The sequence below is a fragment of the Bacteroides sp. DH3716P genome, assembly GCF_025914115.1.
GTDB classification, from domain to species: domain Bacteria; phylum Bacteroidota; class Bacteroidia; order Bacteroidales; family Bacteroidaceae; genus Bacteroides; species Bacteroides ovatus.
This window is the reverse complement of the sequence record NZ_CP083673.1, coordinates 2,384,898-2,404,519: the sequence shown is the minus strand read 5'-3', so window position 1 is coordinate 2,404,519 and position 19,622 is coordinate 2,384,898. Positions and strand designations below refer to the sequence as shown.

The window sequence follows — 19,622 nt, the reverse complement described above, 5'->3', positions numbered from 1 at the left end:
AATAATTAAACGCTATGAGTATGGGTATAAAAGTATTGTATGATTGGCTTTTGCAATCTAACCGACCGGCACACGTCAAAGCCGGGATGTTCGTCTTTGTTGTAATGCTTATTTTCTGTTTCCTTCTATTAGGCATTGATTTCTGTAAATCTGCTATTGTTTCTTTAACGACAACCGCCATTGCCGCAATAGTGGTTGAGTACATTCAGAAAAAGTGCGGGTTCATCTTTGATTGGCTTGACGCATTAGCTACTGTTTTGCTTCCTGGGCTGATTACTGTGTTTTCAATATTGGTAGTAACTTTATGATTAATATTATGAGATGGTTATATGAGTTATTTAATGTAGACCAGATACGAATTATTTTCGTTTCGATGTTCAGTTCTCTTCTTGCTTATTTAACGCCGACTAAAGGTTTTCTTATAGCATTAGTTGTAATGTTTGGATTTAATATTTGGTGCGGAATGAGGGCTGATGGTGTTTCAATTATACGTTGTAAAAACTTTAAGTGGGATAAGTTTAAAAATGCCTTGGTCGAACTTCTCCTCTATCTTATAATCATTGAAGTAGTCTTCTCCTTTATGAGCTTGATAGGAGATGGTGAGAATTCATTGTTAGTTATTAAGACTATTACGTATGTATTTTCTTATGTATATCTTCAGAACGCATTTAAGAATCTGATTATTGCTTATCCTAGAAACAAAGGGTTTCGTATAATTTACCATGTAATACGTTTTGAATTTAAGCGGGCTACGCCTACACATGTACAAGGAATTATTGATAGAATCGAAAACGAACTAGATAAAGAGGAAAGATATGAAAATATTGATTGATAACGGTCACGGTAGTAATACTCCGGGTAAGTGTTCTCCAGATGGCAGGTTAAGGGAATACTCCTATACCCGTGAAATTGCTGGGCGTGTAGTATTTGAATTGCGTAAATTAGGTATTGATGCGGAACTGGTCGTGAAAGAGGAAATAGATGTTCCTTTGTCAGAACGTTGTAGGCGAGTGAATGAATATAAAACTTCTGATGCAATTCTTATTTCTATCCATTGCAATGCAGCCGGTAATGGTTCAAATTGGATGCAAGCACGTGGTTGGGAAGCATGGACCAGTGTGGGACAGACAAAAGCCGATAAGCTGGCTGACTGTCTGTATGCTACTGCTGAAGAATGTTTGTTTGGAATGAAAATACGGAAGGATATGGCAGACGGTGATCCAGATAAGGAGAGTAGTTTTTATATCTTAAAGCATACGAAGTGTCCGGCTGTTCTGACGGAGAATCTGTTTCAGGATAACAAAGAGGATGTGGATTTCCTGCTGTCAGAAGAAGGTAAACGGACTATTGTCTCTCTTCATGTGAAAGGTATTTGTAAATATCTGAAAGTATGAAAATGCTAATCTATATAACCATGTTCCTGATGTCAGGAATATGGTTTACTTCCTGCAAAACTTCTCATAGCATTGAGTCACAAAAGCAGATTGACTATTCAGGAGATTTTTTGTATTTGCGAAACTTAATTGAATCATTACAGCTGGATGTGAATAAGCAAACGAAAGTTACTACTGACAAGTTGAGTGATCTGAAAATTGAGAATAAAACAGTTTACTTGTCGCTTCCGGATTCAACCGGAAAACAGTATCTAGTCAAAGAAAGTACTACCACCGCTTCCAAACAGGAGCAAGAACGGAGTGAAGTTGATGAAACATTATCCATTACTTTGCAGCAGTTCTCGAATCGACTTGATACTATAAATAACAAGGTGAATGCTTTACTAAATCAAAGAGAGAAGGTAGTCGAGTTATCTTGGTGGGATTTGCATAAAGATAAAGTTTATTGCTATGTCATTGGCTTGATTCTTGCGGGATGGTTGGGGTGTAAATTTAAGAAATAAGCCTTTCTTTTATTGAAAATACAATTTTGGGGCGAAATTATATGTGATAAAATACAATATTGTGGAAATAATATATATCTTTGCAGCAAAAGAATATCTCTGTTGGCGCAGAGATAAACTTTAAATTCGGTGATGTAAAAATATAAAATTTTATTTTTATGGCAAAAATAAAGAATGTGGCTGAAACAGCCAAAAGGAAGCGTATAATAAACGCTAAAGAATGTGAATACGAACTTCGTGAGTCGTTAGAAAAGCTATTTGATGCTTTTTGGAATGCTGTACGTAATTATGAAAAAGAGGTAATACAAACCCCGTTTACAGCTCGTTGTCGAGGATTTGAAGCCTCCCTCTTAAACTCAAAAATAATTCAAAGTGTTCAGTCTGTTTTTAAAGATGACTGGACATTTGGAAAGTACAAAAGATTTATGCTTAGAGTTAATGGATATATTATGCTTTTTAAGAAATTAAATAGTAAAAATATGCCAATGAATGTTCCAACTCGTTTTTCATCATCTATTCAGAACCAAGAGCAAGGTTATTTGTTTGATATGTATGATAACGGGACAGAGCCTATTTTATTTTTTGGATATAATAAAAGTCGTTTTGGGGAGATTATAAATCCAAAATTGGTTTATATCGATGAAAACAGAGTGAGATGGACTATTTCTGAAAATGATATTTTTACGGTTAATAGAACAATGGATGTTCAGCCAGCCGCTGCGTCTCTCTCTGTACGCCAAAATATCAAAAAGAAAGAAGGAACAAATAATTAATAATATAATACATCACCGAATTTATTTTAGAAAACAACAATACTGATAGCAAAAATGGAAATCAACTATAAGCAGATAATATTTGCTCGTGAATATCGAGGTTACTCACAAACCGAGCTTGCTTCTAAGATTGTTGGATTGTCACAATCCAATTTATCTAAGTATGAGAAGGGTATTGGTCCTTTATCTACCGATGTGCTTAATCGCATAATTGATTTTCTGGGATTTCCAACTGACTTTTATGAGAAGAAAATCTCAAATATTGCAGAAAATGCGCATTACCGAAGGAAGAAAGGAATGACTAAAAATGAACGTTCCCAAATAGACCTTTCAAATAAGTTATTAGGTTATATTGTAGACCAAATGGGGGAGTCTGTGGAATTTCCAGATATGTCATTTCGAATGATTGACCTTGAAGATGGATATACACCCGAAACCGTGGCTCAGTACACCAGGAAGTATTTAGGCTTGAAAGATGAACCGGTTCGGAATATATTCTCTTTGCTGGAAAGAAATGGGATTATAATCATAGAATTGGATTATGATGTGGATCTATTTGACGGGGTTTCTTTTTTGACAGATGGTGGATATTATGTGATTATTATTAATAAGAATTTCAGTAATGATCATAAAAGATTCACTTTAGCACATGAACTGGGACATTTGATCATGCATACTTCAAATGAGTTTCTAATCTCTGAATATAGGGATAAAGAAGATGAAGCAAATAGATTTGCTTCAGAATTCCTTATGCCTTCTGATGCTATATCAAATTCTTTACGTGGACTAAAACTGCAGTATTTGGTGGAATTAAAAAGATATTGGTTAACCTCCATGGCATCTATTGTACGTAGGGCAAAAGATTTGAAATGTATTACTAACGAAAAATATAAATATTTTAGTATTGAACTAAGTAGAAGAGGATATAGAAAAAGCGAACCTGTGAGTGTATATATTGATATGCCGAATATGTACAATGAAGCTTATAAACTTCATAAGAATGAATTGGAATACTCAAATGAGGAAATGGCAACTGCATTTAGTTTGCCTATTGATGTTCTTACTAGATTTTGCTGTCCTACAAAAACTAATTTGAAATTAAGATTGAGTATATAATCTGTATATCTTATAAATATAATCATCATATGGCTAAAACAATAAAAAGATTCACTTATGCGGTGAAAGATAAATATGATAATATGGTAACTGTGTATGCAAGAATTGAAAAGGAAGGTGGTTTGTATTACTGGTATACAAGTCATTTGACAAAACCGCAAGATGCAGATGGAATAGGAATATATAACCCTTCTAATGTTGAGTCTAATCTTGATACTGCTGAAGCATTTTTGAAAGTATATATTAGTATGATGAAAGATTCTAAAGTAATTGTACCAAACAATCATTATTGATTTATTATTTTAGAGATAAGTTATGTTCTATTAATGATAAGTCCTTTTTATATTGTCCCGTCTCTTTGATTCGGGGCTTTCTTATACCTTTGCATCAGTTTTGGCTATGAACTTCATCTCCAAATTTGGCTGGCAATTGGAGTAGGTATCCGTTATGATGATGGAAGTCCTATCATTATTTGGACCTTATCAAAAAATATCATTTCAGAAGATGAAATAACGAAAGAGTTTCAAACTAAACTCATGTATGATAAAAAACACCAAAAACAGCATTAAAAAGATATGACATTACACGAAGCTATTATTAAATTGTTGAAAGAAAAGGGTACTCCTATGACAACAACAGAGATTGCAAATGCTCTAAATGAAAATAAATGGTATTTGAAGAAAGATAAAAGTGAAATTACTCCTTTTCAAATCCATGGGCGTACTAAAAACTACGATAAGCTTTTTCGTAGACTAGGAAATACTGTCTATTTGGTCACTGACTAATTACTATGGCAGAAGAAAATAAATATGCTCACAATTGCGTTTGTGAGGTAATTAACCTAAGGAAAGAAATTAAATTTATTTTTAATGGATTAAACTAATAAAGTAGTAAAACAGGTTTTGTAAAAAGATGAATATATACGAAGAAGGTCAAATTAAAGATATTAAAATTTGGAAAGCTACTGAACCATCGGTAGTTTCCAAAGCTGTAGGTTATATGACTAAGCCTATTGTTCTGGTTGCAAATAGGATTATCCCACAAAAAGCGATACAAGGTGCTCTAACAGGTTCTAATACTTTGGCAAAGTTAATTACTGATGAACAAGATATTATACGGGATGCAAAAGTTAATTCAATAATTGAGTTAAAAACAAAAGATCTTCAATTGTCCGATAAGTTAGCAGATGAAGTTCATAATTGGGCATTGGCCGGACTTGGTCTAGAAGGGGGAGTCGCTGGCTTTTTTGGCTTACCAGGTATGTTTGTTGATATTCCTATGGTTGTAACTATTGCATTAAGAACAATACATAAAATAGGAATTTGCTATGGTTATAAAGCATTAACATTAGAAGATACTCAATTTGTATATTCTATAATGTCTGTTGCCGGTTCTAATTCTATGCAAGAAAAGAATATGGCATTAGTTACTCTTAAACAATTAAATGTTATTCTTGTAAAACAAAGTTGGAAAAAAATGGCTGAAAAAGCTACTGTAAATAAGTATTGTAATGAAGCCATATTGATTACAATCAAGAGTCTAGCTAAACAACTTGGTATTAATATCACAAAAAGAAAGGCAATTCAAGCAATTCCTCTTATAGGTGCCGGTGTTGGTGCAACTATGAATATTGCTTTTATAAATGATATATGTTGGGCCGCAAGAAGAAGTTTCCAAGAACGTTGGCTTATTGATAATGGAAAAGTTCAATCGATTTAATTATTAGTTATATTCTTTCAAGACATCAGAAAGTAAGAAAGTACTAAGAGTATTTATTCTAGGGCTTTCTTCTCACTAAGTAGCAATCATAATAGAGTTTATAAGAGGTAGCTATTCGGCTACCTCTTAGTTTTGTAATCCCTCCAATCAACAACACACGAATCAACAAACTCTCAAGAAGGGTTACATAAGATAGTACTAATATATAATTGAAAAGTTCGGTAAGGATATAAAAAAGTGAGCACTTTTCTTTTAAGTCAAGTATAGCTATAATTGGTGAGCACTTATATTATATTGTTTGCTGTGATAAATAAGAACAAACTTTAGTACCTTTGGAATCTATTATTTCTGGAAATATTTTTTATTTATCAAAATCATGATTATATTTGAATTGATAATATTGTTTTAAAACTTATTAGATTTTGATTTATGATAAGAATGAAAAGAAATGTAAAAGGTTGGCTCGTTTGGGGAACTGTCATCCTCATATTAATTATAATAGTCATTTTAGCTTTCTATTTTATTCAGACCAAAGGTAAGTTTGCGGATAAACAGACCGACTGGGGTGAGTTTGGAAGTCTATTAGGAGCGATTGCAGGATTAATAGCATTCGTCGGAGTTTTATTTACATTAAGACAGAATAAACAGCAATTCTTGAATAGCGAGGATAGAGCTGTCTTTTTTGAGTTGCTTAGGATTTTTATTTCATATCGGGATGCCTTGCGAGTGAAAAGAATAGATTGGGTATATGATGAAAAACAATGTGAATGGAAAATAACTCCTTACAATGAGTTTTGTACACCAGAAAAAACTTATCGACAGATTTATGTAGAGTTATACCATACTTTCTATTTGGAAATAAGAAGAGGTATTCCTGAAAATTTTTCCAAAGAGGAATTTGTAAGGAGGATTATTCCCCAAAATATGTCTAAAGAGCAATGGATGTTTATATATGGTCAATTGAATGCTGCCATTAACAACATTTATTCAGAGCATGAATTTGGAATACATAAAGGAAAGATTAATATTTATCCTGTACATATAAACACTTATGATTACCTCTGTTTAAATGCGATTAAGATCTATTTTGAACAGAATAATTTCAAGCCCATAGCTGAAGCTTGTGCTAAAGCCGCTGATCATTGTTTTGCCCCATATAAAAATCAACTTGGCACATATTTTAGGAATGCTTATTATATTTTGGAAATGACTTCGGAATTCACTTCGCCCCTAAAATATTCGAATATATTTCGAGCGCAACTGTCAAAGTATGAACTTGTGTTGTTGTTTTTTAACTCATTTAGTTCATTATCAACAATTGAGACACGAAGGTTATACTTGAATGCCGATTTGTTCAATAACCTTGAGTTGAAAGATGTGCGATTGAAAGAGGGGATAAATGATGAATCTGTATCCCGCCGAATGGAATATATACATTTTCCACCAGTCTTGTTTCAAAAGGCAAACAAAAACGAATATATGTCTAGTAATTTGTTGGAAAAATTGTACAATGTGACTCTTTCAGAAAATAATATACTATAGAATGTTCGGTAGAAATAAAAAAGTGAGGGGAACCACCCCCTCACCAAAGTCAAACCAAAATAATCCGAATTATGTCCGTATTATCTTGATGTTGCAAAGATACAATTATTTTTCGATTAGACAATAAAAATCCCTGCATCGGCTCAATGCAGGGATGGTGTCAAATAAGAGCTTAACTGATTTTTAATGATGTCTGATGAATCATTTCGCTAACATCGTTCAAAGCGTTCAGGAACGTTTTGAGTTCATTGTCAGTAAAGCGAGCCTTTTTCCCGTTGACTATATTTCCGTTAATACGCTGATATAGCCAGTTTCTACTTTTACCAAAATATTTCTTTGCAATATAACTGAATGAGATTGCTTCGGGCAATTCTCCAAGTTTATCACGTAATATGGCTTCTTCCGCTCTTTCTATATAATCATTGCAGGCATTTACCGTTGCTTTTAGCCCAGCTTCAGATGCTTTTTTGTAGGCTTCCTTTTGGGCTTCCGGTAGTTTATTATATTTATCCTGCATTTCCTTTTTGAAAGCTTCTTTTTCTTCTGTGGTTTTTAGTTCTTTGAATCTTTCAAAGTCAGCCTGCATTTCTTTTGTTGGCAGGCAATCATTCCAATCTATCATAGCTTTTAATGTTTGTCCCTCCCCGAAGGGAGGGATGTTAATTACAACTTTTTTAATTTCTCTTGGATTTCGTTCATCCGATCGAGTATGTCATTTATAAGCGCTTCCCGTTCTTTGGCATTTTCAGGAACCCCATAGGCCTCGTGAAAAGAAGCGAGAAGTTTTAAATTCTCATACTCTTGTTCTAATTCTTTTTTTTCTTCATCTTTCATCAGTTAAACATTAAAATTAAGAACTCTTATTTGACACTACAAAGATAATAAGCATTTGGTTATTATGCAAATTCTTAGTGATTTATTTTATATGTGATTATTCATTTTTCAAGTTGTCAAGTATTTCCCTGATTGCTTTATCAGCGTGTTTTCTCATTATTGTGACATAGTTGAAGATTGGTCTATCTTCTTTCATTGACTGCCCGATACAGTATTCCAGTGTACTAAGAGGAATTCCCAGGTCATATCCATGTTGGACGAAAGATTTGCGGGCTGAATATAGGGTGAATTTATGCCTGATTCCTGCCACCTTGCCTAATTGACTGATTTTCCTAGCCAGCAGGTTATAGCAGGAGGTATAGTTCTTGTATTTCCCGAATATAATTTTCCCTGTATTCTTTTTCATATACTTTTTTATAATGGGCTTTGCTTCTTCGGGAATGGAAAAGGAAATCAGGGAGTCCCCCTCTTTGGTGTTTTTGGTCTTTTTTCGGATGTAGTTTATTTCATCCGTCCGGAAATCGTATGCTAGTATGTCTACTAGGTTCATGCCGGCAAGATAATAAGTAAGCATGAAAATGTCCCGTGTGACGTTGAGATTGTAATGCTCTAAATTGGCGTCCCTGATTGTCTTGAGTTCTTCGACGGTGATTTGCGTTTCCCTCTTTTGGGCTGATGGAATTCTGGCTGTGATGAAAGGGTCGATATCGTAGGTGACGTATCTCATCTTTATAGCATAGTTAATGATAACCTTTAGGAGGGTTATGTAGATGTTGATTGTGGTGCTTGACAGCTTTGTCTTTTTGAGCCATGATATGTACTGGTTCATTCTGATAGGGGTAATATGTTCCATGAGAGAACCGTTCCCGATGAATTGCATAAACTTGTTTGTGGCCAGCCGATAGAGTTTGTATGTCTTGGTACGTTCTTCTTCATCTATTTGGGACAGATATTCATCCACGATATCCTCGAACTTACGATGCTTTTCTCCGTTTAACGGGTTAGTTATCATTTTGACTAATTGCGTGCACGTGAGCGAATCAGGGTAGTCCAGTTCCATGTATCGCTTGAAATAAAGGTTGTATAGCTGTTGTAATTTTGTATTGAGAAAATCCTTGTCTGGACGGTGTACTATTTTACCGTTCTTAAACTCGTTTTCCCTTACCACTATATCCGTGGTGATGAATCTCGTTTCAGAGTTGTGTGCGACTCGAATTCTTATTTTATGTGTCCCGTCTGATAACCTTTTTGCGGGAACTATTACCAATGTTAATGTAGCCATAATTTGTGTTTTTAGGGTAAAAATGGCGTTTTCGACCATTATTTTTTTAACATCCTATTGTAATTTACTTATAATCAGATTCTAATCCGGGAATTTTCCGACCATAATCCGACCATTTTATAGCGTCAAAAGTGACGTTTTTGCTCTCTATTATAGACTACTAATTGATAGGAAAAATAGTTCGATTGTGCTTTTAATATGCTGTATATCAATAAAATAAAAATCGGAAGCTCATGCTCGCTCGCAGGCTTCCGATCAACACAAAAACTAAACTAGACTTAACTAAACTATTCTATTCTTGGAATTTCACAATCCCTTTCTGTTCGTTGCAAAGGTAGATATAAAACGGGTTTTGACAAACTATAATCGACAAAATTCACTTTTTTACCGATAAATTCATGAATAATTAGCTCCTTTCGTCAAGAAAAGTCTGAAAAACTTGCTTGTAACTATCGCTGATAGGAATATATGTCTTGTCAAAAACAATACGCCCGCGATCGATCACACGTATCTTATCTTTTTGTACGATGAATGAGCGGTGCACGCGTATGAAACGGCTGGAAGGTAAAAGTTCCTCCATTGCTTTCATACTCATCAGTGATAGAATAGGTTTGGAAGCATCTTCCGTATATATTTTAATATAATCTTTCAGTCCTTCGATATACATGATTTTCTTCAAGTCCACTTGCACCAGTTTGTAGTCACTTTTCACAAAAATACTGTCTATCTCTTCCGGTTTCTGCACAAGTTCGAACCATTGAAGGGCTTTGTTGGCAGCTTGCAGGAAATCGACGTAGGAGATTGGTTTCAGCAGGTAATCGAGTGCATTGACACGATAACCGTCGATGGCATACTGTCCGAAAGCGGTAGTAAACACAATGCGGGTGTGCGGATCTACCATCTTCGAAAACTCCAAACCATTAAGCTCCGGCATCTGGATGTCCAGAAACAGGAGATCGACCTCTTCGCCAGGCAATTCTTTCATTGCCTGAACCGCACTGGAATACTTTCCTACGAGTTGCAGGAACGGGGTTTTATTCACGTAACTCTCTAACAAGCTAAGAGCTAACGGCTCATCGTCAACAATTGCACAACGTAACATCATACTATTTTATATCTAAAGTTTTTATATTCAATGTTTTGAAATCTACTCTCTGATCTTGATACTTAATTTCGATTCATATACTTTTTCATCTTTTGAGATACCTTTCGACCAGGTATAAGCCCCGGGATAAAGAATCTCCAACCGGCGGCTGACTTGCTCCAGTCCCACACCCGAGCCACTTTTATCCTCCACTGTCTTTGGATGATTACTGTTGCGAATTTCGCAAATCACCTCCTTATCATTCTCCGAAAGATGAATACTGATGAAGCTCGATTCAGTAGGGGAGATGCCATGCTTGAAAGCATTCTCTATCAATGAGATAAAGATAAGCGGAGCAATAAGCATCTGACTGTCGGGCTGAATATCAAATTTAGTAATCATCTGTACATTGGCCGACAGGCGGATGCGCATCAGTTCAATGTAATTTCGGATAAAATCAACCTCTTTACAGAGAGGAACGTACGTTTGTTGGTTATCATATAACACATAACGAAGCAGTTTGCTCAACTCCTGAACTGCTTGTTGCGCTTTGTCCGAATCAAATGCAATCAGTGCATAGATATTATTCAGGGTATTCAGCAGAAAGTGAGGGTTCAGTTGGTTTCGCAGATTTTTCAGTTCCGCTTCCGTACGGTTTCGTTCCGCTTCTTTGCGGGCAGCTTCATTTTGCGTCCATCGCGCGCTCATACGGATAGCGGCACTTAGGCCGATAGTAAATACGAGGCTCAACATATCTCTAAGGAAGAATAGCCATCCCGGAGGCATACCCGGTCTTTTGGCTTTGGGTGCAAATGACGGATCGAATGTCAGGCTTTGCCAGAGATGTAACAAAATGCCGATGACACATAAAAAGATAATGTTGTAGACGATATATCTTTTGGCCTGACTCTGAAACAGATAACGGGGGACAAGAATGAAATAATTCACGTAGAACGCAATCATAAAAGAGAGTGGTACAGCAAGATGGCGTATATAGGCCATCCAGTTAATGTTCCCGTTTCCACGTTCAACGAAGAAGAACGGGAAACCGAACATAATCCCCCAGCTGATAATGTGTATCAGTATCTCCAGGGGACGACGTGCGGATGTAAAGGTTTGTTTCATAAAGACAAAGATAATTTTTTTAATTGACAACCGACGGTTGTCAATCAATTATTCGTATCTGATGGCTTCTATCGGGTCTAAATCAGCTGCTTTCTTAGCCGGATACCATCCGAAGAAGACGCCCGTAACGGTACATACTGCGAAGGAAAGGAATACACTCCACGGCTGGATATAGATAGGCCAATGCGCTACGCTCTTGACAATCCAGCTAGCCCCGCAACCGATAATCACTCCGATGATACCTCCCGTAATACTAATCATGATGGCCTCGATAAGGAATTGGCTTAGAATATCGACTCCACGTGCACCGACAGACATACGCAGACCGATTTCACGGGTACGTTCCGTAACGGATACATACATGATATTCATAATTCCGATACCACCTACTACCAATGAAATACCTGCGATACAAGCCAGCAGGGTTGTCATCAAATCGGTGGTTGAGTTGAGCATTGTACTCAATTCCTGTTGGGTACGGATGGTGAAATCATCGTCATCCGAAGCTTTCAGCTTATGGTTGCGACGGAGGATCGTACTGATTTCGTCAGTAGCATAATCCGTCATATCTTCGGTAAGGGCAGAGGCAAACACTCCCTGCAAATACGTAACGGCAAGCAGACGTTTCATCACTGTGGTGTATGGTGCAAGCACTACTGCATCCTGGTCTTGTCCCATGGAGTTGTAGCCTTTGGCTTTAAGCACACCTACCACACGAAGCGGTATTTTACTGAAACGAATAATCTTACCTACCGGATCACTTCCGTCCGGAAAAAGATTGTCTACTATAGTCTTTCCAATCACACATACTTTGGCCGAACTCTGTATGTCGGCTTCAGTGAACATCTCTCCGTTTTCAACAGTCAGCTGGCGGATGTCGAGGTATTCTGTTCCGACACCGTTCACGGAAGCTGGGTAGTTGTTGTTTCCGGCAATGAGTTGCCCCGATGATGAAACATTGGGACTGATGGCGGACAGGAAACTTGTCTCATCACGCAAGGCTTCGTAGTCGGCAAGCTTCAAGGTTTGCATAGCAGACGGGTCTTGGCGGACACCTCCACGCATATCGGCTCCCGGATGAATCATAATCATGTTCGATCCCATTTCGGAAATCTGCTGCTGGATGCTTTTCTTCGAACCTTGTCCGATAGCCAGCATCGTGATGACAGAAGCAACACCGATAATGATACCGAGCATGGTGAGAAAAGCACGCAGCTTATTGTTCGCCAATGCCCGGAGAGCTATCTTAAATAAATTAGTTCCATTCATAATGAATAATTTGCTAATTTGTCTATATACTAATGGGGCAATTTCCTGAAGGTATAGTCACCCAACCTGTTTATTGTACAGCAATCGGCACATTAGTATATCGGCACATTGAATAATTATTAATCCTCGTCGTTTTTCGGCAATGCGGCCAGCGCTTCGGCAGCAGACAGAATTTTCGGATTGGTTGTATCTTCTATAACCTGACCGTCACGCAGACGGATATTCCGGCTGCTATATTGCGAAAGTTCGGGATTATGTGTTACAAAGATAATCGTACGTCCCTCTGCATGAAGCTTTTGAAACAGTACAAGTATCTCGAAAGAGGTACGGCTATCGAGGTTTCCGGTCGCTTCGTCGGCAAGAATCACTGCCGGATTGTTGACCAATGCGCGTGCGATGGCAACGCGCTGCATCTGTCCACCGGACATCTGGTTGGATTTATGTTCCAGACGGTCCCCCAATCCTACAGCCTGTAGGGATTCGATGGCGCGGCGACGGCGTTCGGAAGCGCTCACGGCAGAGTTGTACATAAGCGGTAGTTCCACATTTTCTACAGCCGTCGTTTTAGGTAACAAGTTGTAGCTTTGGAACACGAAGCCAATCTTCCGGTTTCTTAGTACTGCACGTTGAGGCTTGCTCATCGTACGTACGGGAATATCGTCGAGCAGATATTCTCCACTGGTCGGGGTGTCCAGGCAGCCTAATATATTAAGCAGCGTGGATTTTCCCGAACCGGAAGTCCCCATGATGGTAACAAACTCTCCTTCATTGATATTGAACGAAACGCCTCGCAATGCGTGGACGGTTTCGTCGCCTACCTGAAAGTTACGTTTGATATTTTGTATTTCAATTACTTTTTTCATCGTAAATAATGTGTTAATGTGCCAATAACGGATTGGCACATTGAATAATTATTTTTTCTTCTTACTTCCCGGAGGGCCAGGCATGAACGGACTTCTTTCTCCGCCACTTTCCTGATTTCCTTCAGCAGCCACATTTTCACCGGGCATTGCTCCTATGGTAGCTTCGGTCACTACTTTTGTTCCTTCGGAAATGCCACTGATAATTTCTGTAGATATACCGTTGCTGATTCCTACTTCTACCGGATGAGCGGTGAATGTGGTTCCTTCACGAGTCCAGAGTTTATGTTCGCCTTCGCAATCTTTTACGATGTCATTATTACCGATTAACGGTTTTTCAGGTGTGAATCGCAGTGCTTTGTTCGGGACAGACAACACATCCTTTTTATCAAGAATATAGATCGTGACATTAGCTGTCAAACGAGGTTTCAGTTTCAAATCAGGGTTGGGAGCAGAGATTACAACTTCATAAGTAACTACTGTAGTGGTGGTGCTTGTACTGCTCGTACTGCTCGTACTGCTTGCATCTCCCAGACGAATTTGTGTAACTACGCCTTCGAATACATCATTCGGATAAGCATCTACCGTGAAGCTGGCACGCTGGCCTTCTACTACACCGCCTATATCAGCTTCATCCACATCGGCTACTACCTGCATCTGTGTCAGGTCGGCAGCAATGGTGAACAGTGTCGGAGTTTCGAATCCGGAAGCAACGGTTTGTCCTGCTTCCACATCACGGCTGATGACTACTCCGTCAATCGGTGAGGTGATAGTAGCATAAGCCAAGTTACGTTCTGCTTTTGCGAGCGATGCCTTACTGCTATCATAGCTACTTTTCGCTTTCTGATAGTTGTAGAGGGCCTGTTCGAAATCCGTATCACTAATCAGTGACTTTTCGTGTAAGCCTTTGCTACGTTCATAATTCTTCTTCTGATATTCATATTCGGCTTTTGCACCATCGTACGTTGCCTGTTGTGATGCCAATTCACTTTGCAATGTGGCACGGTCCATTTCGGCAATCAACTGTCCTTTGGTTACTACCGAGTTGTAATCTACGTAAATCTTGTCGATGATACCGGAAACCTGCGTACCGACTTCTACTTCCGTCACCGGTTCGATGGTTCCGGTAGCAGTGACCGAATTTGAAATATCGCCTTTGCTCACGTTGGCAGTGGCGTAGGTGACTTTGTGTTTGGCCGGTGAACCTGCAAAGAACCAGATTCCTGCACCTGCTACCACAACGACTGCCACAGCGATTAAGATAATCTTTTTCGTTTTCATTCGTTTATTATGCTTTTATTTAGATTGCTAATTGATCTCCCTGATAGAACTTCAGCAACTGCATATTCAGTATAGCCATATATTTGGCTTGAAGCTGTTCCTGCTGTGCTTGTAGCAAGTTGTTCTTTTCAGTAAGAAGTTCTATGGTATTCTTCATTCCCAGATTAAACTGTTCGCTAATTAACTCATAGCTGATTTGTGTACTCTTCAACTTCTCGTTTGCTGCTGCATAACGTTGCTGTGCACTGTTAGCATCCAGCCAGAGTCCTTCGATGGTCTTGTACAGAGTTTTTTGTTCGTCAAGCAAGGATAACATGCTCGTCTCGTATTGCAATTTTGCTTTCTGTACGGCACTTTTAGTTTGACGGTTATTGAAGATCGGCACACTGACAGACAATCCGATCGAATTGTTCCATCCGTTTTTCACTTGCTCTCCGAAAGTGAAGTCGCTGCCGCTGGTGTGGTTGGTTCCGATTCCTGCGCTAAGGCTGATTGTGGGCAAATAACTTGATTTGGCAATACCGATACCCAGTTCGGAAGCCTCTACATTAAGTTTGCTAGCTTCAATCTCTGGGCGAAGACTCAATGCACGAATGTACACATCTTTTTTGGTAGGCAACGGAGCCAGTACATTTTCGTCGGACAGGGCAGGGAGGTAGATGTTCATTTCATTCTCCCCATCCAGTTCGAGCAATTGTTTCAGTTGTAATTTGTAATCTTCAAGAGTGGCTTGCGCTGTGACAAGTTGGTATCGGTCTGTGCTCACCTGTGCTTCCAGTTGGGCGAAGTCGCTTTTAGCAATACTTCCGGCGTTCAGAAGTTCCTGTCCGCGGTCACGCTGCGCAATAGAGACTTGCAGGGTACTTTCGTTTACTTTGACAGACTCGGCTGCATAAAGAATCTGGATATACACTTGGGCGATAGATTCCTGAATGTTATTTTCGGAAGTCGCTACGTCCAGTTCGGCTACCTGATTGTTCAACTTTTCCTGCTGGATGGTTTTCAGTCTTTTATTACCATTATATAGAGTCCACGACGCATTCAGTCCATAATTACCATTGTAGCTCGTTTTACTATTGCTACTGATAATTTCGCTGCCGCTTACCCGACTACTCGTCTCCTGATACGGACGATTCACCACCTGCTGGCTGGTAGAGAACGAAAGACTGGGAAACAAGGCAGCCTTAGCTGTCTTTACATCAATCTGCGTGCTGGCCGCAGTGATCCGGTTCTTGCGAATCGTGATGTTCTGCTCTTTTGCGTAGTCGATGCATGACTGCAAATCCCATTGAGCCGGAATTTTCGTTTCTTTCAGCGTATCGACTTGCAGCGGAGAAACTTGGGCAGATATGCCGGACAGCATACCTGCTCCAAGAAATGTCATCACTGTCAATCTTCTTACATTTATCATATTCATACTTCTATTGATTTACTGTTAGCGAAGGTACGTACATATTATATATGCCGCAAAAACGATAGACGGATGACGTAATTTCGCCGTTAAATGTTTTTTTTCTGTCGATAGGCAGGTTTTTGAAGAAAAACACAACAAATCACACAACTTTTTTGACTAGTTGTTTGTTTTAATTATAAAAAATGTATATTTGTACTCATTACAAATTATAACGTCAACATATGAAGAATACACTGCTTACGATCTGGAACTTCTATTTGGAGGGCTTCCGTAGTATGACCTTGGGGCGTACCCTGTGGGTTATCATTCTGCTGAAATTATTCGTTATGTTCTTCATCCTTAAAATGTTCTTTTTCCCTGATTTCCTCCGTGACCATCCTACGGATGACGACAAGGGAACATACGTGGGAAACGAACTGATAGAACGTGCCATCCCCGGTAAATCTACTGATTTTTAACTCTTAAACTACATAGGATTATGATTGAAAGTATTGACACCTCGCTGATCGATTGGTCGAGAGCCCAATTTGCGATGACAGCCATGTACCACTGGATTTTTGTTCCTCTCACACTCGGACTGGCAGTGGTGATGGGAATCATGGAGACGCTGTATTATAAAACAGGCAATGAATTTTGGAAAAAGACTGCCCAGTTTTGGATGAAACTCTTCGGTATAAACTTTGCCATTGGTGTGGCAACCGGTTTGATTCTGGAGTTTGAGTTCGGTACAAACTGGAGCAATTATTCGTGGTTTGTAGGAGACATCTTCGGTGCTCCGTTGGCTATTGAAGGTATTTTGGCATTCTTTATGGAAGCCACATTTATCGCCGTCATGTTCTTTGGGTGGGGCAAAGTAAGTAAACGTTTCCACTTGGCTTCTACCTGGCTCACAGGCTTGGGAGCTACGATTTCCGCCTGGTGGATTCTCGTTGCCAACGCATGGATGCAGCATCCGGTAGGCATGGAATTCAATCCTGATACAGTTCGTAATGAGATGGTAGATTTCTGGGCAGTGGCTACGTCACCTGTAGCGGTCAATAAATTCTTCCATACGGTATTGTCCGGCTGGGTGCTGGGTGCTATTTTTGTAGTCGGCATCAGTTGTTGGTATCTGCTGAAGAAACGTAATCGTGAGTTTGCGCTTGCCAGCATTAAGATTGGGGCGATTTTTGGATTAGTAGCATCGTTGCTTTCTGTTTGGACGGGTGATGGTTCCGGTTATCAGATTGCCCAGACGCAACCGATGAAACTGGCTGCCGTGGAAGGTCTGTATGAAGGCGGCACTAATGTAGGTCTGGTTGGAATAGGAGTGTTGAACCCGGAAAAGAAGACTTACAACGATGGGAAAGATCCTTTCCTCTTCCGTTTTGAAATCCCCAGCATGCTTTCTTTCCTTGCAGAACGTAATGTAGACGGCTACGTTCCTGGTATTACAAATATCATCGAGGGTGGTTATCAACAGAAAGACGGATCGACAGCTCTTTCTGCTGCCGAGAAGATAGAACGTGGAAAAACGGCTATCGGTGCATTGGCTGCCTATCGTGCAGCAAAGAGTGCAGGACATGAGGAAGATGCTCAAATTGCATATAAAGTATTACAGGAAAATATTCCATATTTCGGTTACGGATATATCAAAGATGTGAACCAACTGGTTCCGAATGTTCCTCTGAACTTTTATGCATTCCGTGTAATGGTAATCTTGGGCGGATACTTCATCCTGTTCTTTATTGTCGTTCTCTTCTTTATCTATAAGAAAGATTTAAGCCAGATGCGTTGGATGCACTGGATTGCTCTGCTGACAATTCCTTTGGGATACATCGCCGGACAAGCCGGATGGGTGGTTGCCGAATGTGGGCGTCAACCGTGGGCTATCCGTGATATGCTGCCGACAATGGCTGCCATCTCCAAACTGGATGTAAGCTCTGTACAAACGACTTTCTTTATCTTCCTGCTCCTGTTTACAGTGATGCTGATTGCAGGTGTCGGAATTATGGTAAAGGCTATTAAAAAAGGACCGGAGAATTGATAATTACCTATTACTCATTACTTAATATTTTAGCTATATGTATATATTTTTGCAACAATATTGGTGGCTTGTCGTTTCCTTGTTAGGAGCCATACTCGTGTTCTTATTGTTTGTACAAGGAGGTAATTCTTTGTTGTTCTGCTTGGGTAAAACCGAGGAACATCGTAAGATGATGGTGAATTCTACCGGACGTAAGTGGGAGTTTACGTTTACTACATTGGTTACATTTGGAGGAGCTTTCTTCGCTTCTTTCCCCTTGTTTTACAGTACCAGTTTCGGCGGTGCATATTGGCTTTGGATGATTATACTTTTCAGTTTTGTATTGCAGGCTGTCAGTTATGAGTTTCAGAGTAAGGCAGGAAATCTGTTAGGTAAAAAGACATATCAGACTTTCTTGGTGATTAATGGGGTAGTGGGTCCTGTGTTACTTGGCGGGGCGGTGGCTACTTTCTTCACCGGTTCTGATTTCTATATTAATAAGGCCAATATGACAGACACTATTATGCCGGTAATCAGTCATTGGGGAAATGGCTGGCACGGATTGGATGCGTTGACGAATATCTGGAATGTAATTCTCGGATTGGCTGTCTTCTTCCTTGCCCGTGTATTGGGAGCACTCTATTTCATTAATAATATTGATGACAAAGAACTGACTGACAAATGTCGTCGTGCAGTACGCAATAACACAGTCTTGTTCCTTGTATTCTTTTTGTCGTTTGTCATTCGTACATTGGTGTCCGAAGGCTTTGCCGTTAACCCGGAAACACAGGAGATTTATATGCAGCCATACAAGTATCTCACAAACTTTATCGAGATGCCGGTAGTGCTGGTTTTATTCCTGATTGGGGTGGTACTGGTTCTTTTCGGTATCGGAAAGACATTGCTTAAAAAGACTTTTGATAAAGGTATCTGGTTTGCAGGAATCGGTACGGTACTGACTGTTTTATCTTTGCTACTGGTAGCAGGGTACAACAATACTGCCTATTATCCGTCATATACCGACCTGCAAAGCTCATTGACATTAGCCAATAGCTGCTCCAGTGAATTTACACTGAAGACAATGGCTTATGTTTCCATTCTTGTTCCGTTCGTGATTGCTTATATTTTCTACGCTTGGCGTAGTATCGACCGGCATAAGATTACCGAGAAAGAAATGGATGAAGGAGGACACTCATACTAATATATCATTTGTATATTAGTCTTTTGTCTGTGTACTAATAACTTTGTCCATACACTTATACATTGTCCATATAGAATTTCGAAATAGAGATTCTAGTCGGAATAAATAAACTCCCCTTATTTAACATCACTCTAAGTCATGGTAGAGAGATGAAATAAGGGGAGCTTTTTATATATTTTATACTTAACGTGTGTGCCTAAACACTTCGGGCATTATGACA

At 39.1% G+C, this 19,622-nt stretch carries 22 protein-coding genes; 13 read left to right on the top strand and 9 right to left on the bottom strand.

All coding sequences use genetic code 11. The features are described 5' to 3' along the window. The first annotated feature begins 20 nt into the window (after positions 1–20). The 10 genes from KQP79_RS08790 to KQP79_RS08745 all read left to right on the top strand — a co-directional run bounded on the left by KQP79_RS08790 (position 21) and on the right by KQP79_RS08745 (position 7,047). On the top strand, positions 21–308 hold the full coding sequence (locus KQP79_RS08790) for a hypothetical protein (RefSeq protein WP_004313375.1): 288 nt from the start codon (positions 21–23) through the stop codon (positions 306–308). Then, complete coding sequence (locus tag KQP79_RS08785; RefSeq protein ID WP_004311566.1) at positions 305–832, top strand: hypothetical protein; 528 nt, start codon at positions 305–307, stop codon at positions 830–832. The genes KQP79_RS08790 and KQP79_RS08785 overlap by 4 nt, the downstream gene beginning before the upstream one ends. Next, positions 816–1,394 carry an N-acetylmuramoyl-L-alanine amidase gene (locus KQP79_RS08780; RefSeq protein ID WP_004313374.1) on the top strand — a complete coding sequence of 193 codons (579 nt, stop codon included), beginning with the start codon at positions 816–818 and terminating at the stop codon, positions 1,392–1,394. Before KQP79_RS08785 ends, KQP79_RS08780 begins: the two co-directional genes overlap by 17 nt. Further along, a complete protein-coding gene (locus KQP79_RS08775) occupies positions 1,391–1,897 on the top strand; it encodes a hypothetical protein (RefSeq protein ID WP_008770959.1) in 507 nt (168 codons plus the stop codon). The genes KQP79_RS08780 and KQP79_RS08775 overlap by 4 nt, the downstream gene beginning before the upstream one ends. Positions 1,898–2,055: 158 nt before the next feature. After that, positions 2,056–2,670, top strand: coding sequence for a hypothetical protein (locus KQP79_RS08770; RefSeq protein WP_008997727.1), 615 nt, complete (start codon positions 2,056–2,058; stop codon positions 2,668–2,670). Positions 2,671–2,724: 54 nt separating this feature from the next. Then, positions 2,725–3,786, top strand: coding sequence for a helix-turn-helix domain-containing protein (locus KQP79_RS08765; protein WP_004313372.1), 1,062 nt, complete (start codon positions 2,725–2,727; stop codon positions 3,784–3,786). Positions 3,787–3,815: 29 nt separating this feature from the next. Further along, positions 3,816–4,079 carry a hypothetical protein gene (locus KQP79_RS08760; RefSeq protein WP_004313371.1) on the top strand — a complete coding sequence of 88 codons (264 nt, stop codon included), beginning with the start codon at positions 3,816–3,818 and terminating at the stop codon, positions 4,077–4,079. 282 nt (positions 4,080–4,361) lie between these two features. Further along, a complete protein-coding gene (locus KQP79_RS08755; RefSeq protein WP_004313370.1) occupies positions 4,362–4,571 on the top strand; it encodes an HTH domain-containing protein in 210 nt (69 codons plus the stop codon). 127 nt (positions 4,572–4,698) lie between these two features. Then, entirely contained in the window at positions 4,699–5,505 is an 807-nt protein-coding gene (locus KQP79_RS08750; RefSeq protein ID WP_004313369.1) for an EcsC family protein, read from the top strand. A gap of 438 nt (positions 5,506–5,943) precedes the next feature. Further along, positions 5,944–7,047, top strand: coding sequence for a putative phage abortive infection protein (locus tag KQP79_RS08745; protein ID WP_229105646.1), 1,104 nt, complete (start codon positions 5,944–5,946; stop codon positions 7,045–7,047). 172 nt (positions 7,048–7,219) lie between these two features. Here KQP79_RS08745 and KQP79_RS08740 read toward each other — a convergent pair whose 3' ends face one another. The 9 genes from KQP79_RS08740 to KQP79_RS08700 form a co-directional block, all read right to left on the bottom strand. Next, a complete protein-coding gene (locus KQP79_RS08740) occupies positions 7,220–7,669 on the bottom strand; it encodes a DUF5053 domain-containing protein (RefSeq protein WP_004311570.1) in 450 nt (149 codons plus the stop codon). Between the two features lie 41 nt (positions 7,670–7,710). Next, positions 7,711–7,881 carry a hypothetical protein gene (locus KQP79_RS08735; protein ID WP_004313367.1) on the bottom strand — a complete coding sequence of 57 codons (171 nt, stop codon included), beginning with the start codon at positions 7,879–7,881 and terminating at the stop codon, positions 7,711–7,713. Between the two features lie 97 nt (positions 7,882–7,978). Next, a complete protein-coding gene (locus KQP79_RS08730) occupies positions 7,979–9,202 on the bottom strand; it encodes a tyrosine-type recombinase/integrase (RefSeq protein ID WP_004318751.1) in 1,224 nt (407 codons plus the stop codon). A gap of 367 nt (positions 9,203–9,569) precedes the next feature. After that, the gene (locus KQP79_RS08725) at positions 9,570–10,268 is read right to left on the bottom strand and encodes a LytR/AlgR family response regulator transcription factor (protein ID WP_004300327.1); all 699 of its coding nucleotides are present in this window, start codon (positions 10,266–10,268) and stop codon (positions 9,570–9,572) included. A 42-nt stretch (positions 10,269–10,310) separates the two neighbouring features. Next, positions 10,311–11,372: a sensor histidine kinase gene (locus KQP79_RS08720; protein WP_061448293.1), complete on the bottom strand. Its 1,062-nt coding sequence runs from the start codon at positions 11,370–11,372 to the stop codon at positions 10,311–10,313. A 48-nt stretch (positions 11,373–11,420) separates the two neighbouring features. Next, positions 11,421–12,641: an ABC transporter permease gene (locus KQP79_RS08715; RefSeq protein WP_004300329.1), complete on the bottom strand. Its 1,221-nt coding sequence runs from the start codon at positions 12,639–12,641 to the stop codon at positions 11,421–11,423. 119 nt (positions 12,642–12,760) lie between these two features. After that, positions 12,761–13,504 carry an ABC transporter ATP-binding protein gene (locus KQP79_RS08710; RefSeq protein ID WP_004300330.1) on the bottom strand — a complete coding sequence of 248 codons (744 nt, stop codon included), beginning with the start codon at positions 13,502–13,504 and terminating at the stop codon, positions 12,761–12,763. Positions 13,505–13,552: 48 nt separating this feature from the next. Next, positions 13,553–14,782 carry an efflux RND transporter periplasmic adaptor subunit gene (locus KQP79_RS08705; protein ID WP_234120553.1) on the bottom strand — a complete coding sequence of 410 codons (1,230 nt, stop codon included), beginning with the start codon at positions 14,780–14,782 and terminating at the stop codon, positions 13,553–13,555. 19 nt (positions 14,783–14,801) lie between these two features. Further along, a complete protein-coding gene (locus KQP79_RS08700; RefSeq protein WP_004326925.1) occupies positions 14,802–16,199 on the bottom strand; it encodes a TolC family protein in 1,398 nt (465 codons plus the stop codon). Positions 16,200–16,417: 218 nt separating this feature from the next. Between KQP79_RS08700 and KQP79_RS08695 the strand changes: the two genes are divergently transcribed. Genes KQP79_RS08695 through cydB form a run of 3 tightly spaced genes read left to right on the top strand, consistent with a single transcriptional unit; the run spans position 16,418 to position 19,402 of the window. Then, positions 16,418–16,654 carry a DUF4492 domain-containing protein gene (locus KQP79_RS08695; protein ID WP_004300334.1) on the top strand — a complete coding sequence of 79 codons (237 nt, stop codon included), beginning with the start codon at positions 16,418–16,420 and terminating at the stop codon, positions 16,652–16,654. A 20-nt stretch (positions 16,655–16,674) separates the two neighbouring features. Then, positions 16,675–18,222 (top strand): cytochrome ubiquinol oxidase subunit I, encoded by a 1,548-nt coding sequence (locus KQP79_RS08690; protein ID WP_004311577.1) that lies wholly within the window; start codon positions 16,675–16,677, stop codon positions 18,220–18,222. A 37-nt stretch (positions 18,223–18,259) separates the two neighbouring features. Beyond that, on the top strand, positions 18,260–19,402 hold the full coding sequence (gene cydB / locus KQP79_RS08685; protein WP_061448295.1) for a cytochrome d ubiquinol oxidase subunit II: 1,143 nt from the start codon (positions 18,260–18,262) through the stop codon (positions 19,400–19,402). Positions 19,403–19,622: the final 220 nt, after the last annotated feature.

Coding starts and splice junctions, on each gene's coding strand:
- KQP79_RS08790 (WP_004313375.1), top strand. CDS start 21: ATGGGTATAAAAGTATTGTATGATTGGCTTTTGCAATCTAACCGACCG.
- KQP79_RS08785 (WP_004311566.1), top strand. CDS start 305: ATGATTAATATTATGAGATGGTTATATGAGTTATTTAATGTAGACCAG.
- KQP79_RS08780 (WP_004313374.1), top strand. CDS start 816: ATGAAAATATTGATTGATAACGGTCACGGTAGTAATACTCCGGGTAAG.
- KQP79_RS08775 (WP_008770959.1), top strand. CDS start 1,391: ATGAAAATGCTAATCTATATAACCATGTTCCTGATGTCAGGAATATGG.
- KQP79_RS08770 (WP_008997727.1), top strand. CDS start 2,056: ATGGCAAAAATAAAGAATGTGGCTGAAACAGCCAAAAGGAAGCGTATA.
- KQP79_RS08765 (WP_004313372.1), top strand. CDS start 2,725: ATGGAAATCAACTATAAGCAGATAATATTTGCTCGTGAATATCGAGGT.
- KQP79_RS08760 (WP_004313371.1), top strand. CDS start 3,816: ATGGCTAAAACAATAAAAAGATTCACTTATGCGGTGAAAGATAAATAT.
- KQP79_RS08755 (WP_004313370.1), top strand. CDS start 4,362: ATGACATTACACGAAGCTATTATTAAATTGTTGAAAGAAAAGGGTACT.
- KQP79_RS08750 (WP_004313369.1), top strand. CDS start 4,699: ATGAATATATACGAAGAAGGTCAAATTAAAGATATTAAAATTTGGAAA.
- KQP79_RS08745 (WP_229105646.1), top strand. CDS start 5,944: ATGAAAAGAAATGTAAAAGGTTGGCTCGTTTGGGGAACTGTCATCCTC.
- KQP79_RS08740 (WP_004311570.1), bottom strand. CDS start 7,669: ATGATAGATTGGAATGATTGCCTGCCAACAAAAGAAATGCAGGCTGAC.
- KQP79_RS08735 (WP_004313367.1), bottom strand. CDS start 7,881: ATGAAAGATGAAGAAAAAAAAGAATTAGAACAAGAGTATGAGAATTTA.
- KQP79_RS08730 (WP_004318751.1), bottom strand. CDS start 9,202: ATGGTCGAAAACGCCATTTTTACCCTAAAAACACAAATTATGGCTACA.
- KQP79_RS08725 (WP_004300327.1), bottom strand. CDS start 10,268: ATGATGTTACGTTGTGCAATTGTTGACGATGAGCCGTTAGCTCTTAGC.
- KQP79_RS08720 (WP_061448293.1), bottom strand. CDS start 11,372: ATGAAACAAACCTTTACATCCGCACGTCGTCCCCTGGAGATACTGATA.
- KQP79_RS08715 (WP_004300329.1), bottom strand. CDS start 12,641: ATGAATGGAACTAATTTATTTAAGATAGCTCTCCGGGCATTGGCGAAC.
- KQP79_RS08710 (WP_004300330.1), bottom strand. CDS start 13,504: ATGAAAAAAGTAATTGAAATACAAAATATCAAACGTAACTTTCAGGTA.
- KQP79_RS08705 (WP_234120553.1), bottom strand. CDS start 14,782: ATGAAAACGAAAAAGATTATCTTAATCGCTGTGGCAGTCGTTGTGGTA.
- KQP79_RS08700 (WP_004326925.1), bottom strand. CDS start 16,199: ATGAATATGATAAATGTAAGAAGATTGACAGTGATGACATTTCTTGGA.
- KQP79_RS08695 (WP_004300334.1), top strand. CDS start 16,418: ATGAAGAATACACTGCTTACGATCTGGAACTTCTATTTGGAGGGCTTC.
- KQP79_RS08690 (WP_004311577.1), top strand. CDS start 16,675: ATGATTGAAAGTATTGACACCTCGCTGATCGATTGGTCGAGAGCCCAA.
- cydB (WP_061448295.1), top strand. CDS start 18,260: ATGTATATATTTTTGCAACAATATTGGTGGCTTGTCGTTTCCTTGTTA.